This window comes from Arthrobacter bambusae, from assembly GCF_022606295.1.
Lineage (GTDB): Bacteria > Actinomycetota > Actinomycetes > Actinomycetales > Micrococcaceae > Arthrobacter > Arthrobacter bambusae_A.
On the sequence record NZ_JAHHZS010000004.1, the window covers coordinates 1 to 17,664 of the forward strand.

11 protein-coding genes are annotated in these 17,664 nt (G+C 65.4%); 3 read left to right on the forward strand and 8 right to left on the reverse strand.

The features are described 5' to 3' along the window. Positions 1–23: 23 nt before the first annotated feature. Entirely contained in the window at positions 24–794 is a 771-nt protein-coding gene (locus tag KNN17_RS03665) for a GAF and ANTAR domain-containing protein (protein ID WP_241707701.1), read from the reverse strand. A gap of 146 nt (positions 795–940) precedes the next feature. Continuing rightward, positions 941–1,792: a M55 family metallopeptidase gene (locus KNN17_RS03670; protein ID WP_241707541.1), complete on the reverse strand. Its 852-nt coding sequence runs from the start codon at positions 1,790–1,792 to the stop codon at positions 941–943. A 206-nt stretch (positions 1,793–1,998) separates the two neighbouring features. On the opposite strand from KNN17_RS03670, the gene KNN17_RS22305 reads away from it, so the two are divergent. Genes KNN17_RS22305 through menC form a run of 3 tightly spaced genes read left to right on the forward strand, consistent with a single transcriptional unit; the run spans position 1,999 to position 7,437 of the window. Then, a complete protein-coding gene (locus tag KNN17_RS22305; RefSeq protein WP_241707542.1) occupies positions 1,999–5,406 on the forward strand; it encodes a serine hydrolase in 3,408 nt (1,135 codons plus the stop codon). Beyond that, a complete protein-coding gene (locus KNN17_RS03680) occupies positions 5,403–6,287 on the forward strand; it encodes a hypothetical protein (protein ID WP_241707544.1) in 885 nt (294 codons plus the stop codon). The genes KNN17_RS22305 and KNN17_RS03680 overlap by 4 nt, the downstream gene beginning before the upstream one ends. Then, a complete protein-coding gene (menC, locus tag KNN17_RS03685; RefSeq protein ID WP_241707546.1) occupies positions 6,268–7,437 on the forward strand; it encodes an o-succinylbenzoate synthase in 1,170 nt (389 codons plus the stop codon). Before KNN17_RS03680 ends, menC begins: the two co-directional genes overlap by 20 nt. Here the strand turns inward: menC and KNN17_RS22505 are convergent. The 6 genes from KNN17_RS22505 to KNN17_RS03715 all read right to left on the reverse strand — a co-directional run bounded on the left by KNN17_RS22505 (position 7,408) and on the right by KNN17_RS03715 (position 17,647). Then, the gene (locus KNN17_RS22505) at positions 7,408–9,072 is read right to left on the reverse strand and encodes a PucR family transcriptional regulator (RefSeq protein ID WP_241707547.1); all 1,665 of its coding nucleotides are present in this window, start codon (positions 9,070–9,072) and stop codon (positions 7,408–7,410) included. The two genes, menC and KNN17_RS22505, sit on opposite strands and share 30 nt — an antisense overlap. 77 nt (positions 9,073–9,149) lie before the next feature. Then, positions 9,150–10,301, reverse strand: a complete 1,152-nt coding sequence (locus KNN17_RS03695) for a M20 family metallopeptidase (protein ID WP_241707549.1) — start codon at positions 10,299–10,301, stop codon at positions 9,150–9,152. After that, positions 10,298–13,642: a serine hydrolase gene (locus KNN17_RS03700; RefSeq protein ID WP_241707550.1), complete on the reverse strand. Its 3,345-nt coding sequence runs from the start codon at positions 13,640–13,642 to the stop codon at positions 10,298–10,300. Before KNN17_RS03700 ends, KNN17_RS03695 begins: the two co-directional genes overlap by 4 nt. 59 nt (positions 13,643–13,701) lie before the next feature. Beyond that, positions 13,702–14,658, reverse strand: coding sequence for an ABC transporter ATP-binding protein (locus tag KNN17_RS03705; RefSeq protein ID WP_241707552.1), 957 nt, complete (start codon positions 14,656–14,658; stop codon positions 13,702–13,704). A gap of 26 nt (positions 14,659–14,684) precedes the next feature. Further along, positions 14,685–16,643, reverse strand: a complete 1,959-nt coding sequence (locus tag KNN17_RS03710) for a dipeptide/oligopeptide/nickel ABC transporter permease/ATP-binding protein (RefSeq protein ID WP_241707553.1) — start codon at positions 16,641–16,643, stop codon at positions 14,685–14,687. Then, positions 16,643–17,647 (reverse strand): ABC transporter permease, encoded by a 1,005-nt coding sequence (locus tag KNN17_RS03715; protein WP_241707554.1) that lies wholly within the window; start codon positions 17,645–17,647, stop codon positions 16,643–16,645. Before KNN17_RS03715 ends, KNN17_RS03710 begins: the two co-directional genes overlap by 1 nt. Positions 17,648–17,664: the final 17 nt, after the last annotated feature.

Below are 17,664 nucleotides of genomic sequence, written 5' to 3' on the forward strand. Positions count from 1 at the left end.
AGGTGGCCAACTGCGGTCCGGACTCACCCTGCCCGGGTGCGGCCGGGCTCCTGGGCCGGTTCTTCGAAGTGGGTCAGGGTGCCCGCCGCGTCGACGGAATCCACCAAGGACTTGGCGATATCCCGCAGTTTCACGTTGCGGTTGCTTGAGGCTTCCGTCAGGATCCGGACGGCGTCCTCCTGGCTGCAGCGGCTCTGTGCCATGACAATTCCAATAGCGATATCGATGACCGTGCGGGACTCCATTGCTGCCCTGAGATTCTTTGCACTGTCCGCATGTAGGGCGAACCTGATCGCAAGACGCAAGGCCTGCGATACCTCACGGGTGTACCCGCGGGCCCGATCTGCGGCCCTTTCGTCGAACTTGTACGGGGCCTCGGAGTACAGATTGAGGGCTGCTTTGGCCTCTCCCTCCAGGTCGAACGGCAGCGACAACACAGACCTTAGTCCGTGCGACGCAACGGCGTTCGCATAGTCAGGACCCCATCGGTTCTCCTCAAGGAGATCCGGAACGTGGACTTCGCGTTCCTCTTCGGCTGCCGTCAAGCATGGCCCCTGGGCCAAGGAGTACTGGATCTCGTCCACTTCACGGGCCTCATCACTGCTCCAACCAATCGTGAGTGCCTTTCGCTCACGCAAAAGCGTGATCCCGCAGAGCGCGTCATCGCCGTCGCCCGCCATCTGGTGGGCAGAAAACCGTGCCAGCTCGTTCAGGAAGTCCTCAAAGTCGGCACTCTCCAGGATCAGGTTCTGGATCCGGTCGATGGTGGTCCAAGTGGAATCTGCAGGAAGCATGGCACGTTCTCCCGATGAATATGCTGATTGGGGCATGTGGAAATAATAAGTCCCTTTACATAAGGTCCCACACCGCCGGCAATTGAGAAACACCCAGGCCGATTCTCCCAATAGGCGCCTTCGGGTTCCAGCACCTTCAGCTCTAGCTAGCGCCGCATGACGAGTGCTGTCTTGGCGTACATGGCACTCGCCGCGAGTTCATAGAACACGACGATCAGTCCGAGCACTTGGCCAGCATCCGTTACAGTGCATTCGACCGAGCGGTCGCTCGTGCGTCGCGCACCCGGAATCGACATTGCAAGCTCGGCGGCGTTTGCCGTCGGCATGTCCACAGCAACCGTGAACTGCTCCGGCAGTTCCGAAACTGTGAGAGCCGCCGCGTTACGCACGACGCGCGCCGCGGCTTCGCGAATGGCGTCGCGAGCCACGGAAGGCGCAACCGATGCGGTGGAAGTGTAACCGTGCGCGACTTTGACCTCGACTACCTCGACGCCCGCGAACTGCTTCCGAGCGATACGGCAGATCACGTCATCGCCGCTGACGAGCCCGACGGGGACGCCAAGCGAGCTCGCGTACATGGCGTTGACCTCGGCCTCCGAGACCACCGCGCCGTTCACCCGCACCTCCGTGAAGTGGCTCGAAAAGGTGTGCGCAAGCACGCCGTGTTCCCCTGCGGGGGCGTGATAGCCGATGAACAGGGCGACGTCGCAATCCGCCGTGAGTCCCTCGGCCATGCACTGTGCCTTCGGACTGCCGAACACGACGATGGCCCGGGGGTCAAGAAGCTCGTGAATCAGGTTGTCCATCGTGCCGTGCGAATCGTTGATGACCACCTCGTCCGCACCCCCATCGAAGGCACCCGCGATTGCGGCGTTCGCCTCGAGCGTCATCAATTCTTGCGCACGTGGATAGCCATAGCCGCCGCGAACGACCTGGTCGAACGTCGCGACGCCGGCGACGCCCTCCATGTCGATCGAGATGAATGTCTTGATGCTCACAAGTTCTCCTTCGAATCTGGGGCGCGCAGACGGGACTGCGCTCATAGAACCCCAGTATTGCGGCGACACCCCTAGCCGCACCTGAGTCAGAGCAACCAAACAAAGCTTCAGCATTGTGCGATCGGACGAAGTACGGGGGCTGTGGAACGTCGATTGTAGAGGGACAAGACATCAATGGACTCAGCGCCACGAGAAGGGGAATCACCGTGACGAGCAACACCTTTACGAACCGCCCGCTTGAGCTCGAAGATATCGCGCGCTTCGTTGTGCCAGCCGAGACCGCCATCTCGCCCGATGGCAAGCTCGTGGTTTTCACACGCACGGAAACCTTGAACGGCAGGGCGCACAGCTCACTCTGGGCGGTCAGCGACGGCTCCGAGGCCCGCCCTCTGACGAGCGGCCCGGCCGATTCCGCGCCGCAATTCGTTCCCGATGGCTCCGCGGTTCTCTTCCTCCGGGCATCCGCTGGACCAGCCCAGGTGTATCTACTGCCAATCGGAGGAGGTGAAGCGCGGGCACTTAGCCGGACCGCCGATTTCCCCCTGGGTGTTACGGCCGCGCGCATCAGCCCCGACGGCCTCCGCCTCGCCATCACCGCACCAGTTTCGCGCAACGTCACGGGGTCCGCGGTGGAAGAGCCGATCGTGATCGACAGGCTCGGCTTCAAGACCGATGGGGTCGGTTGGAACGCAGCGGTTCGACTGCACCTCTTTGTAAGTGAAATCGCATCCGGCCGAGCGCGACGCCTCAGCGACGGCGACTGGAACGCGAGCGAGGCGAACTGGTCGCCCGACAGCCTGCTGATCGCCTTCACAGCCGCCATCGAACCTGGCAGTGACGTTGATTGGACGAGCGGCGCCTACGTGATCGACGTCGACGCCAAAATGCCGCTGCCGCGCCGAATCGGCCAAGCCAGCAGCCTCAGCGGGGCACTCGCATGGTCACCGGACGGTGGCTCCGTGATCGCAGTCGGGAACACCGCCCCGCGCACCGGGAATGCCGAGCTCCTTCGTCTTTACGTCGGCACGGATGAGACCGACGCGTCGTTAACTGCCCAGCTCGACCGCAATGTCATGGCTGGCTTCCCGGGCTACCCAGGCGGGCGCCCAACGTTTCGCGCCGACGGCTCCGAGATCCTCTACTGCCTACGAGACCGCGGCTGGACGCAGCTGCACGCGGTCACCCCCGATGGCACGAGCTCACGGGCATTGGTCGCGGGGCCCCACCAGGTGGTCTCTGCCCTGTCCGTTGCGTCTGCTTCCGCACGTGTCGCCTTCGTGCTCACCACCCAGCAGAGCCTGGGTGAGGTCGCGACGCTAGACCTGGCGACGGGCGTCCTCACCGTGCTCACGAGATTGCGCGAGAGCACCCTCGCCGGCATCGAGCTGTTCGAGGCCGAAGAACGCGAGTTCACAATCTCGGATGGCACACGCGTTCATGGTTGGTTGCTCTCGGCCCCTGAGACGGATGGAGCGGCACCCCTGCTGCTCGACATTCACGGCGGCCCACACAACGCCTGGAGTGGTGTCGCTGACGGCGTTCATCTTTACCACCAGGTCTTGGCGGCGAAGGGCTGGCGCATCCTTATGGTGAACCCACGCGGCTCGGATGGCTACGGGGACGCCTTCTACCGGGCCGTAAACGGGGGCTGGGGTACCGCCGATGAACGCGACTTCCTCGAGCCGATCGACACGCTCGTTGCCGAGGGCCTCGCCGACCCAGATCGCCTCGCCGTGACCGGTTACAGCTACGGAGGCTTCGGCACCTGTGCGCTCACGGCAGCGACCACGCGGTTTGCCGCGGCCGTCGCAGGCGGCCTGATCTGCAACTTCTCCAGCATGGCCGCCGATGGCGAGCACGCCGCGTACTTCTCCGAGATGAGCACCGGGGTTGCGCCGCTCGGCCACCACCGCGAGCTTCTCGACGCCTCGCCGATCGCCCGGGTCACCAATGTCACAACGCCGACCCTCATGCTGCACGGAGCCGAGGACGCATCCTGCCCCGTCGGACAGGCAGAGGAATGGTTCAAGGCTCTACGCCTCGCCGAGGTGCCAGCTCGCCTTGTTGTCTACCCGGGCGGGAGCCACCTGTTCATCCTGGACGGCCCGATCGAGCATCGCGTCGACTATAACCGCCGTCTTATCGAGTGGCTCGAAAGCTACGCGCGACCCGTCTCCCGAGCGCGGCCGCGCGGTCTCACGGCCGCCGGTCAAGGTGCCGGCTTCTGGCGCCGTCGCCTAGGCGTTCTTCGCACGCGCTACGGTGTCACGGCTGCGCAGTTCGGCATCGTGCGGCTCAACGAGAACGGCACCCCGATCGAGTGCACGACGGCGAGCTCGGGAGTACTCGACATCGGCTCCGGTGTATCCACGACGGACGACGCGCTTTTCCAGATTGGCTCGATCACCAAGGTCTGGACAACGGTCCTCATCATGCAACTCGTCGACGAAGGGCGCCTGGACCTGGATGAACCGGTGCAGAGCATTCTGCCCGATTTCGCCCTCGCGGATCACGCCACCGCTGCCGCCGTCACCGTGCGGCACCTGCTGATTCACACGAGCGGCATCGACGGGGACCTCTTCACAGACACCGGCCCGGGCGACGACTGCGTCAAGCGCTACGTCGAGTCACTGACGAGTGCCAAGCAGGTGCACCCGATCGACGAGCGTTTCTCGTACTGCAACGCAGGCTTCGTCGTTGCGGGACGGATCATCGAGGTGCTGCGAGGCTGCACCTGGGACGCCGCGCTACGAAAGCACGTCATCGCGCCCATGGGACTCGAACACACGATCACCCTGACCTCGGACGCCCCACGCTTCGCCACCGCAACCGGGCACTCTGGTTTCGGCGATGCGGCCCAGCCGGTTCCGAGCTGGTCGATCACGCGCTCCATGGGGCCAGCCGGCCTGATCACGGCGAGCATCGGCGACCTGCTCAGCTTCGCCCAGACCGCGCTCCGTGGTGGTGTCGCTCCCAACGGCACCCGCATACTCTCCGCCGAATCGGCCAGGGCCATGCTCGAAGAGCAGGTGAGCCTGCGCGCAGTGTCGCCCGCGACCGTTGGCTGGGGGCTCGGTTGGTTCCTCGAAGACTGGAAGGGAACATTCGTCTACGGACACGATGGGGGTACCATCGGCCAACGCGCCTATCTGCGGGTCTTCCCGGAAGACGGTTTCGCGCTGGCGCTGCTGACCACGGGAGGCCAACCGGACGGTCTCTACAGAGAATTGTTCGGCGATGCCGCTAGTGCCATCTCGACGGCGAGGATTCCGGATGCCCTGCAGGTGGACTCGAGCGAGGCGTCCGCCGCTCTTGCCGCGATTGCCGGACTTGCCGGAGGGACTGCCCGGAAACCGCTTAGCTACGCGTCGGGCGGAGCGGCGCTCACTTTTGAGAACGGCGAGAATGGTCCGCAACTCACAATGCGGGAACTCACGGACATCCTGCAGGACGGCGAGGAGCCCACAGCAACCACTCTCAACCTTGTGCCCGCTACCGAGCCCGGGGTCTTGCTCTTCACCGCGCCCGACTCCGCGGGCTGGGCACAATTCCGTCCGCTTGAGAAGGGCGCCTATCTCGGTTACCGCTACATGCCGCACGGTGATGCCTCGTGATCAGTGGTCTCCTCACGAGCGAGGCCAGTCGGGACAAGATCGCCTCACTTGCCGAGGCCGAGGCCGACGCCCTGGCCGTGGCCAGCGGGGTCAGCGTTCGCACCCTGCACAGCCCGGCCGAGATGGAGCTGGCCTCTGCCCTTCTCGCGACAATCTGGAAGGCCGAAGGAAATGAGCCACACATCGACCCGGGCCTTCTTGTCGCGCTCGCCCACGCCCACAACTACGTGGCCGGCGCTTACCGCGGCGCGGACCTTGTTGCCGTGTGCGTCGGGTTCTTCCACCCGCCGCCCGACCGGGCGCTGCACTCACACATCGCGGGCGTCGTCGGCGGGAGCGACGGGGCCGGGGTCGGCAAAGCGCTCAAACACCATGAGCGGGCCTGGTGCCTTCGCCGCGGGACCAACACCATGACGTGGACCTTTGATCCGCTCATCGCGCGCAACGCCTACTTCAACATTCACCGGCTCGGGACAGCCGCAATGGAATACTTGCCCAATTTCTATGGAGAGATGACGGACAGCATAAACCGCGGCCAGGACAGTGACCGGATGCTACTCGTCTGGGATCTGCTGCGGGAGCCCGGTGCCCGCATAGCGGCCGGCACCTCGGAACCGGAGGCCTGTGTCCTCTACAACGAGGACGGCGTGCCGCGTCTCTCCCTCGACTCCCTGGGCTCAGCGCAGCGCGTCCGGGTCGAGATCCCGTCCGACATCGAAACGATGCGCATCGAGCATCCCGATCGAGCCGCTCGCTGGCGCCCAGCGCTCCGCGACGCCCTCGCAACACTCATGAACGACGGTTGGCAGGTCACCGACTTCGCCCGCCGAGGCCACTACAGTCTCGAAAGGACCCCCACACGTGCGCATTCTCAGCATTGACCTCATCGATATCACCCTGCCCCTTGTCTCGCCATTCACCACCTCGTTCAGCACCCAAACCTCGCGCGCACCGCTGCTCGTCAAGGTGACGGCCGAGCACAATGGCCGTGAGGTGACCGGCTGGGGCGAGTGTGTGGTTCTCGACGAGCCCGTTTACTCGCCTGAGTACCTCGATGGCGCGCGCGAGGTGTTGCAGCGCTTCCTGATTCCGGCGCTCTACGCCTGGCAGGATGCTGGCAAGGCGCTCACCGCCGAGCTTGTCGGCCACGTGCTTGAGCACCTCGTTGGCCACCGCATGGCGAAGGCCGCACTTGAGATGGCGATCCTCGATGCCCAGTTGCGGGCGAGGGATGTCTCCTTCGCCTCCTATTTCGGCGCCACTGTCGACGCGGTCCCGTCCGGCGTTTCGGTCGGAATCCAGAAGTCAATCCCGGATCTGCTCTCTGCGGTAGGCGACTATGTCGACCAGGGTTACGTGCGCATCAAGCTCAAGATCCAGCAGGGCTGGGACATCGAGCCCGTCCGTGCAGTGCGCGAGCGCTTTGGCGATATTCCGTTGCAGGTTGACGCGAATACCGCCTACCGGCTCGTCGACACCCCGCACTTGCGCAAGCTCGATCCTTTCAACTTGCTGCTGATCGAGCAGCCGCTTGCTGAGGACGATCTGCGCCAGCATGCCCTCCTCGCCCGAGAGATCTCGACACCGATGTGCCTGGACGAGTCGATTGTCTCGGCCGCCTCTGCCGCCGACGCCATCGCCATGGGAGCCGCCGCAATTATCAACATTAAGCCCGGACGCGTTGGCGGATACCTCGAAGCCAAACGCATTCACGACATCGCCGTTGCCAATGGGGTCGCTGTGTGGTGCGGCGGGATGCTCGAGACCGGCCTCGGCCGCGCGGCAAATGCGGCACTCGCCGGCCTGCCCGGATTCACCTTGCCCGGAGACATCTCGGCATCCGACCGCTTCTACAAGCAGGACATCACCGAGCCCTTCCGCATCGAAGACGGCCAGATCCGGATCCCGAGCGGCGCGGGCATTGGCGTCGAGCCGATCCCTGCGGTGCTCGCCGAGGCGACGACACGGACCGTGACGGTCGCCCCCCGGCGAGCTCAGACGCTACGGCGAGCGATCGCCGTCGGTAAGTAGGCGCAACTGGATCATGGCTGCGAAGCGCGCTTCCGGGTCGTTCAGGTCGATCCCTCCAATGGCGGAGAGCCGGCGTAGGCGATAGCGGAAGGTGTTCGGGTGGGTGTACACAAGCGCGGATGCCGCGGCGACGTCGCCAAAGGCGTCTAGCCAAGCGCGGAGAGTCTCAACAAGTTGTGCGTTGCGTACCCGGTCGTACTCAAGCAGCCGCGCGACCGGGCCGCTCGGGCGGTCGCCGCGAGCGGCGGCAAGGTCTCCGAGTTCGACGAGAAGCGCCTCAACCTGCACGTCGTCGAAGATCACGACCTGCGCATGCGACTTACCGAGTTGAAGAACGCGCAGGGCGCGATCCGCGCTGACGCGGGAAGTGGGGAGTGCCGCATGGTCGTCCGCGATTGTGCCGATACCGAGCAGCAGGCGCCGGTCGCCGCCGATGCGCGCGAGGAATTCGTTGGCAACTCGTGCGGTGCGTCGGCCGGCATCCGCTTGATCCGGACGAACGCTGACGACACCGTAGACGATGTTGCCGATGAGGGCGGCGGCGGAGCGGGGGTATACCGCGCCCAGGTGCATCGAGAGGGCGTCCGCGATGCGTTGCCGTGCGGCGAGAAGACGCGCATGCGCGGCCCCGCCTTCCTCGTCCTCTTCGGAATCCGCGGCAGCGAGCGCAAGTACAATGCAGTGGTGACCGGTGAGGCGCAACTGTGACGCGGCGTCGGCCGCGCCCGAGCCGCCCTCAAGCAGCGTGGCAAGTAAATCGGCCCGCAGCCTGCGCTCAACGTCGGCGCCGGCGCGTATTCGCAACATATGCAGCGCGACCAGCTTCGCGGCATCCTTGAGCGCCCCGATCCGATCTTTCGGCATTGGTTCGCGCACCGCAACCCAGATGGAGCCGAGAATCTCGTCGCCCGCACGCACAGCGAGTGCCACACGAGGGTACGATGCCACTTGGGCGTCGACATCGACGGGAGCGACCTCGATGGGGTCCGTGCTGCGATACAGCTCGCGGAACACGCCGCGCTGTTCCAACTGGCGCATGTAGCGCTCGGGAACCTGACGGCCGAGAATTGTCTCCACGCGGGCGGGATCCGCTTCGTCTTGCTTACCGGAGAAGGCGACGACTCGGGAGTTGCGGTCCTCGATCGTGACGGGCGCATTGAGAAGTGTCGAAATTGCATTGGCGAGCGAGAAGAGGTCACCGGCGGGCATTCCACCGAGGCCTTGCGGTCCGCTCTCGCCGACATCGCCTTCCGCGATGAGCGAGCGCAGCATCGAAGTGAGTTGCGCCCAGGATGCACCGCGGGTCAGCGCGAGCACGGGAATGCCGGATTCTTCGGACGCGCGTATGATCGCCGGGTCTGCACTCACAGGCGCCCGGAGCACGAGGCCGGCGGCGTCTTGCGTGGCGAGTGTTGCGAGCAGCTCGACGATCTCCTCGGTCTCGCGCATCCCAACGCCGAGAACGAGCGCGCCGTGTGAGGGGATCGCATCGTCGAGGGAGTCGTGGATGATGACCGTCTCGATCTGCTTTTGACCCTCCGCGTTTCCGCAGACGAGCTCAAGAAGGGTCGTTCCGAGGTCTTCGAGAACCCGGCCAAGGCTTGAGCGCGGCTGCGTCGTCACTGGTATGAGCACGCCTCCGACACTACGGGCAGACGGTACGACTCGACATTGTTGCGCACGACGAAATCCTACCCCGCTTTCGTCGTGCGCTACGGAATGTAGTCCGGCTCTCTTCCGCGGACGACCAGGGCAGGATCCGTCTGTGAAAACTCGTGGATGAGCTCGGCGATGAGCGCGTGGACAAGGCCAGTACGTTCGATCCATGCGCCAACGAGCGCGTGTTCATTGCTAGCGTGCGCACCACCGCCCACTGCGCCGAGCCCGTCGAGCGTTGGGACGCCGATCCCGGCCGTGAAGTTGCCATCGGAGGCTCCACCGACCGAGGCGCCCTCAAGGCGGCCGAGCCCGAGCTCCACAGCCAACCGGCTGGCGCGGGCGAACAAATCCAGCGCGGCCGATTCCTCGAGTGGCGGACGGTTCGCCCCACCGGTGATGTTCAGCACGGCATCAGGTAACGTCGCTGCGAGCGCGCGCATTGCGGTGTCCACCCTGTCTTGCTCGGCGAGCGTGCGCACGCGCACGTCCACGGCGAAGCTGGATGCGGCTGGGACGGTGTTCGTGGTCGTACCGGAGCATAGCAATGTCGGGGTGACCGTCGTGCCGAGTTCCGCGTCGCCGAGGCTTGCGACGGCAAGGATCTGGTGCGCGGCCTCGATCGAAGCGTTGACACCCCGCTCGGGCTCGAGACCGGCATGCGCCGCCCGCCCTTGCACTGCGACCTCGTAGAGTGAGACGCCCTTGCGGGCAACCTTGAGGGCGCCACCGTCGGCCGATGCCTCGAGAACGAGGGCAGCGGCGCATCCAATGGCCTCGTCTTCGATGAGCTGCCGGGAGCTGGGCGAACCGAGCTCCTCGTCGCCGGTTACCAGGAGGCTCACGCCGTCGCGGTTCGGAAGTGCCGCAATGGCGTGGAGCGCCATCACGAGTCCCACCTTCATGTCGAAGCAGCCCGGCCCGCGCAGCACGTCGCCGTGGATCTCGAACGGATGCTCGATGAGCGATCCGATCGGCCAGACCGTGTCATGGTGGCAGAGTACGAGAACCCGGGGGGTACCGAAGCGCCAGCGCAGGTGGGTACGTCCCTCGATCACGATCCGCTCGGGGGAACAGCCGAGCAGCCGTTCCCCGAGCTCCGTGATCGTGTCCGCGCTGCGGGCGACGGCGGTCAGGTCTGTCGAGGGCGACTCGCGTTCAACAACCGTACGCAGGTCTTCGAGCATCTGCTTGGTGTCGAAGTTCACTGCGCCACCTTGGGCATTGCCCGCGCACCGAAATGCACGTACTGCTCGCCCGTCGGCAGTGAGTAGAAAACCAGCGAGAGCCACCCCTGAGTGCCGGGCGCCCGCAGCGCGAATTGGCCATCGCTCACCGGAGTGAGGGCGTACTCTTCGACGGGATTCGGCCTGGATTCGGCGACGACGCCGCTCACGGTCGTGCGCATGCGCACGGCCTCCTCCTCCATAAAGACCTCCATGACTACGCTGGAGCGCTCGTAGGTACCGAGATACCGCGACATGTCGCCCGTGTACGGCTCGGCCGGCGGGCCGAACGATCCCGTAATCGAGATATCGGCCAGCTCGCCGAAAATCTCGTTGTAGAGCTCGGTGTACAGATCGTGCGTGTTGCCGCCGTTGGTGAGCAGCGTCACGGCGATGCCATCTTCTGGCAGGATGCGCAGGAAGGCGGCCTGGCCGATCGTGTTGCCATCGTGACCGTAGAGGCGCTTTCCGCCCCAGTCGAAGCGGATCCAGCCGAGGCCCCAGGAGTCGCCAAGCACGTACGGGTCGGGAACGTCGGTCTGGTGTGTGGTCATGAGCTCAGCGCTCCCGCCCGAGAGAATGCGGGTACCGTCGGCCGCGAGCCCGGACTTGAGATGCATGCGGGCGAACTCGAGCACATCCGCCGCGCTGGCATCGATGAGGCCGGCAGGGCCAAGCGAACGGGGGAGTGACCACATCGGAGCGAGAGTTGGGCCGTTCTCATCGGCGCCCACATGGCCGGCGGCGGCACGGTGAAGCAGAGCCTCCTCTGGCAGCGTCACGGTGTGCTTGAGACCGAGCGGTGTGAACAGGCGATCGCGAAGGGCATCATCCCAGCTGAGACCCGTGAGCTTCTCGATCACGCGGCCCATGACTGCGTAGCCGGAGTTGCAGTACGAGAAGGTCGCCCCGATGGGGTGGTTCTGCTTGACCTCCGAGAGGGCATCGACGTACTTTTCGAGGCAGTCGTCGCCACGTCCGGTGTCGGTGAAAACGTCACCGTCAATGCCGCTGGTGTGGGTGAGCAGGTGGCGCATCGTCACCGAGTTGCTCACCTCGGCGTCGGCAACCCGGAACTCGGGGACCACGTCGAGGATCGGGGCATCGAGGTTGAGCTTGCCCTCGTCGACGAGCTGCATGATGACTGTCGCCGTCCACACCTTCGAGATCGAGCCAATCTGGAAGACGGAGTCGTTGGTGGTTTCGACACCGGTATTGATGTTGAGAACGCCGTGGCTCGCTAGGACAGGTTCCTCGCCGAGGCGCAGGATGCCGAGCGTGGCCCCAGGAACTTTGTGGGCGGCCGCCAGTTCGCTCAGGCGCTGCTGCCAGTGCGCGGCGTTGAGAGCCTTCTTGCGGACAGGGGTACCGGCGGCCGGGGCATAGCGCTCCACCCAGTCGACGATGCGCTCGTTCCAGTCGGCGCGGTGCGAGGGTGCCCCGCCGAGAATAAATAGGTGCGAGCCGCCCGGGTAAAGCACGAGCTCGCTCGGAACATCCTGTTCGCGGAGGGCGGTGAACCACTGCTCGGCTTGGCCGACTGGGCAGCGGTCGTCCTCGCCGCCCTGCACGATCAGGGTCGGAGTGCGAACCTGGCCCACCTGGCTGTAGGGCGATTGCGGGGCGAGGAGTTCCGGGTTCTTCCACGGCAGGGCACCGCTCTCGAGGCGCGACAGGAAGTGGCCGGCATCCGATGTACCCGCGACGCTCGTGAGATCGGCGACGACACCCCCGGCGACAGCAGCGGCGAAGCGGTTGTCGCGCGAGGTCAGATAGCAGGTCATGAAGCCGCCGTAGCTGTAGCCGGTGACGGCGAGGCGTGCGGGGTCGGCAACACCCTCGGCGACGAGATCGTCGATCGGCTCGAGGAAGTCCTTGGCATCACTCGTGCCCCAGCCGCCGAGAGCTCCGCGGAAGAAGTCGTTGCCGTAGCCGTCGCTCCCGCGTGGGTTGACCGTGAGCACAGCCCATCCGCGGGCAACGAGTTCGTGGTGGTAGGCGTGGAAGGGGTCGGCGGCTCCGTTCCACGCATTGTGCGGCCCGCCATGCACATCGAGCAGGAGCGGGAGGGGGCCGGTGCGTTGCGGGTCGCGGCGCAGCCAGCCGTGCACGACTAAGCCATCCGAGATCGTGAAGCTCCGCGTCTCGGCGACGATGACGCCGGTCTCCTCTGGCGAGTAGCTCGTGAGCACCGAAACGGTCCCAGAGCACAGATCGACCGTGGCGACTTCACCGAAGGACGTTTCCGTCGCGAGCACGATCGCGGCGGTGTTGCCGACGACGGAGACGCCGGACACATTGGCCGCTCCGCCGACGATGACGCGCGGCACCTCACCGTCGATGCTCGTAGTGTAAAGGTGGGTGTAACCACCGTCGCGCAGGCAGAAGACGACTGTCTGGCCATCCGCACTCAGCTGCGGGAGAGCCCCGGGGTAGCCTGCGCCACCCGGCATGACATTTCGGTCGAGAGCCGAAGAGATGTCTCGTGGCGCTTCGCCGTCGAGGGGAAGGAGCAGCACGCTCGCGTTTCCCACCTCGGCATCGGTGCGACCGACGGCGATGAGCTTGGCGGCATCAGGCGTCCAGCCGGTGACGGAGAGCTGCACGTCGGCCGCACCCACGAGGCGTGGCCTGGCATTGCCATCGCTCGAGGAAATCACGTAGGCGGCCGTCTCGAAGGTGAGGTCTGAATCGGCCTCCTTGCCGGTGGAGAAGGCGATCCTTTCGCCGTCCGGCGACCAGACCGGATCGCCGGCGTGCCAGTCGCCACGGGTCAGCTGGGTGATTTCGCCGCTGCCGAGGCTCAGGACATGGATGTGCTTGCGCAGAGTGCCAAGGAGACCGGCGCCGTCGGCCTTGTAGCCGAGCCTGTTTGCGACGATTGGTGCCGTGCGGCGCTTCGCGAAGTCTTCGCTGCCTTCGCCGGGCAGCGCGGCGGAGTCGATGGGGCCGGAGAACGCGATGCGTGTGCCGTCGCCGCTCCACACGGGGGCGCCAGCGCCGAGAGTCTGCGTCGTGACCTGCTCGGCTTCGCCGCCGCCGATCGGCAGAACCCAAATCTGGGGCGGCCCGTCCTGGGCGCGCAGGAAGGCTAGACGTGTTCCATCCGGGCTCCATATCGGCGTCGAGTCGCCGGTCCCCCGGGTCAACCGGCGCGGTTCGCCGCCCTCAGCGGCCACGAGCCACAGCGAGCGTTCGTCGCGGTCTTCTGCGCGGTTGGTGGTCTTGAGAACGTAAGCGATGCTGCTGCCGTCCGGCGACAGAGCGGGCTGCTCTGGAAGCTGCGTGGCAATGAGGTCGTCAATTACACGTTGTTGTGCCATCGTGTGGGTCTCCTGATCAATGAGTTACGCGGTGCGGGGTTTGGCTGGAGCGGATGCTGTTACCAAGAGGGTTCGAAAGGTTGGGGTACACGGTCCCTCGTGGGGTCGGCGAAGTGGCAGGCCGTGGCGTGCCCCGGCGTCGTAGGAAGCTGTGGCGCGCTCTGCACGCAGATCTGACGCTCGGGGTGGACGAGCGGCCCGATCGGGCAACGGGGGTTGAATCGGCAACCGCTCGGCGGGTGATGTGGGTCTGCGGGTTCGACGTCCATCGGAGCGGCCGGATCAACGGCAAGAAGGTCGCCGTTGCGGGTCGGCACGGATGCGAGCAGCTCGCGGGTATACGGGTGCTTGGCGTTGTTCAACACCTCATCGACCGGTCCGAGCTCGACGATGTGGCCGAGGTACATCACTGCGATGTAGTCGCTCAGATAGCGCACGACCGAAAGGTTGTGCGAGATGAACAGCATCGTGAGTTCCAGCTCGGCGCAGACATTGCGCACTAGGTTCAGGACCGAGCCCTGCACCGAGACGTCAAGCGCCGAGGTGATCTCATCGGCGATGATGACCTCGGGTCGTGCGGCGAGCGCCCTAGCGAGGCCAATGCGCTGACGTTGGCCGCCCGAGAGAGCGCCAGGGAGTGAACCCGCACGGTCGGGGTCAAGGTTGACAAGCTTAAGCAAGCGCCCGACCTCGGCGCGCTTGGCCGCGGCTGAGGAGAACGTGCCACGCGGAATCATCTCGGCGATGGACTCGCCGATCGCCATCCGTGGATCGAGCGAGGAGAACGGATCCTGAAAGACCATCTGAATTGGGTGCCGGCGCCGCAGTTTCGCGACGTCGACGCCGTCGAGCGTGATCGCGCCGCCCGTGACAGGAGCGAGTCCGATGGCGGCGCGGGCGAGCGTCGACTTGCCCGAGCCTGATTCGCCGACGAGGCCGACGACCGAACCGGAGGGGATGGTCAGCGAGACGTCATCGACGGCGGTCAGGCCTGTGCTGCGGGATCCATATCTCACGCTGACATGATCAAAACGTAGCTCGCTCACTGCGCGCCTCCCACGGTTGCGACCGGCGCAGCTTCCGTGCGCGGTGCGGCGGTGCTGAGTTCCGGCAGTGTCACGCGAGTATCGCCCCCTACGGGGTTCCAGCAGGCGACCCGGTGCTTGTCTCTGTGGGTCTCCAGCTCGGGGTCGGACTCGCGACACTGTACCGTCGCCAGCGGGCAACGAGCCGCGAAGGCGCATCCGAGCGGTACCTCGCCGGGTGCCGGCGGGCGGCCGGGAATCACACCGAGGGGCTGTTCGCGGTCGGTGTCGAGATCGGGCACGACCTCAAGCAAGGCGCGGGTATAGGGATGGCGTGCGCCCGTGTAGAGTTCCGCCGTCGGAAGATCTTCGACGACGCGGCCGGCGTACATGACAAGCACGCGTTCGCAGCTTTGCGAGACGACTGCGATGTCGTGGCTGATCAGCAGGATCGCCGCGTTCGTGTCGGTGCGCACCCGTTCGAGGAGCCGAAGAACCTGGCGCTGCACCGTTACATCCAGGGCGGTGGTCGGTTCGTCGGCGATGATCAGTTTGGGCCTGTTCATGAGGCCCATCGCGATCATCGCGCGCTGTCGCATCCCGCCCGAGAATTCGTGAGGGTACTGTTCGGCGCGCCGGGTGGCCGCGGGCACGCGCACTGCCTGAAGCTGCTTGACGGCGCGTTTCATGGCGTCCTTTTTGCTCATGCCCTGGTGTTCCTGTGCGGCCTCGGCGAGTTGGCTGCCGATGCGCCGGGTGGGGTTGAACGAGGTCATTGGATCCTGAAACACCATTGCGAGTGATGTGCCGAGCAGCCCACGAATGGTCTTCTCCGGCGCGGTGAGCATCTGGATGCCGTTGAACTCGAGTCGATCGGCGTCCACCACACCCGGCGGTTCGATGAGCCGTGAGGCGGCCAGCGCGGTCAGGCTCTTGCCCGAGCCGGATTCGCCGACCACCCCCAGCGCCTCACCCTCCCTGACCTCGAAGCTCACCCCGCGAACGGGGTGCACCAGACCGTTGGGGGTTGGGTACGAGACGCGAAGGTTCTCGATGCTGAGAATCGTGCCGACGGAAACGTTAGGAAAGGCGGGAACCGTACGAGTTGCGGGCTGTGGCAGGGGCGGGAGCGTCCAACGACCGGTGGCCACGCGGCCGCCGGCAACGGATGCGGCGGTCTCTCCGAGCAGGTTGAACGCGAGGCCGGCAACGACGACGGCGACGGCCGGGCCGAAGGCTGCGGCGGGGTTGATGTAGATGCGGTTGAGTCCCTCGCTGAGCAGCTTTCCCCAGTCGTAGGCGGGAACCTGTACGCCGATACCGAGAAAAGACAAGCCGGCGAAGGCCAGTAGCGCGCCGCCGGCTGCAACGGTCGCGTTGACGATGAGAGGCTCGGCAATGTTTGGCAGTACGTGCCGGATGAGCACACGCAGCCGCGAGACCCCGGCGGCGCGCGCGGCAGAGATGAAGTCACGGCCCGCGATCGCGGCAGACATAGTCTGAGTGAGGCGGGCAAAGCTCGGGGCCATGGCCAAACCGATCGCGAACACGGCCCCGGTCGCGCCGACACCGAAGACCGCGGCCAAGAACAGCGCGAGCAGGAGGCCAGGGAACGCGACGGCAATGTTGACGATGCCGACGACGAGGCGTGCGGCCCAACGCGGGAGTACTGATGGGGCCGTACCGAGCAGGGTTCCGACAGTGACGCCGATGACGACGGCGATGACCGCGAGTGCGACCGAGAGCTGGGTAGCGATCAACACGCGGGCGAGAACGTCGCGACCCAGCGCATCCGTTCCAAGGAGGTGCTCCGCGCTTGGACCCTGCTGTGTGCCAGCGGTGTCGATGGCCTCGGCCTGTGCGCCCCAGAGCAGTGGGGCAAAGATCGCAAGCAGGGCAACGATAAGGACGAGAACCGTGGCGGTGGCACCGACCGGGCTACGGACGATGGAAAGCCATTTCAGACGAGTGGGCATCAGGACTCCCGGATTGTAGAGCGCGGGTCGAGAAGTGCAAGCACGATATCGATTACGAGGTTGACGAGAAGTACACCGATTCCATAGATGAGCACGACGGACTGCACCACCGGGTAGTCCTTGGACAGGATGGACTGCACGATCATGGTGCCGAGGCCGGGCCAAGCGAAGATGTTCTCGACAAGTACGGTGCCCGCGACCATGCCGCTGATGAGGAGACCGGTGAGCGTGAGCGTCGCCGTCATGGCATTGGGGAGGGCGTGGCGGATATAGATTTTGCGGGGCGCCAGGCGCTTGGCGCGGGCGGTGCGAACGAAGTCTTGGCCGAGGACGCTGAGGACCTCGACGCGGATGATGCGTGAGAAGACAGCGATTGGCCCGATGGCCAGAGCGATGACGGGTAAGACCAGCCCTAGCGGGCTGTCATTGCCCGCGATCGGGAACCACTCGAGGTTGACCGCGAAGATGTAGACGAGCCCGACGCCGAGGAGGAACTCGGGGATCGCGGCGAACACCACACAGACGATGGCGAAAGTGAGTTCGAGCCCGCGCCTGCGGCTGCCGCGGGTCGCCACGGCCATTGTGACGCCGAGCGGAAGGGCGATGAGTAGAACGAGGAGGCAGGCGAGCAGGGCGAGCTGCAGGGTGGCAGGTAACCGTGTCGCGATAACGTGGGCGACCGGCTCGTTGGTGATGGTGGAAACTCCGAGGTTGCCGGTGAAGAGCTTGGCGAAATAGTTCACGTATTGCACGATCAGTGGTTGGTCGAGACCGAGCGCGGCGCGCCGGGCCTCGACCAACTCGGCTGGTGCGTTCATGCCGAGTGCCGCACGTACGGGATCGCCGGGCACGAGGTGGATCATGAGGAAGGCCGCCGTGATCAGCACCCACAGCGAGAGGATGAATTGTCCGCCGCGTCGGACCGCGAAGGTCAGCCAGGGGCTGATTCCTGCGCGTGATGCGGCAGTCGGTGCCGCCACCGTTTCGGTCATGGTGCTGGTCATGGGGCTACCAAACTTCC

Coding starts and splice junctions, on each gene's coding strand:
- KNN17_RS03665 (WP_241707701.1), bottom strand. CDS start 794: ATGCTTCCTGCAGATTCCACTTGGACCACCATCGACCGGATCCAGAAC.
- KNN17_RS03700 (WP_241707550.1), bottom strand. CDS start 13,642: ATGGCACAACAACGTGTAATTGACGACCTCATTGCCACGCAGCTTCCA.
- KNN17_RS03710 (WP_241707553.1), bottom strand. CDS start 16,643: ATGCCCACTCGTCTGAAATGGCTTTCCATCGTCCGTAGCCCGGTCGGT.
- KNN17_RS03715 (WP_241707554.1), bottom strand. CDS start 17,647: ATGACCAGCACCATGACCGAAACGGTGGCGGCACCGACTGCCGCATCA.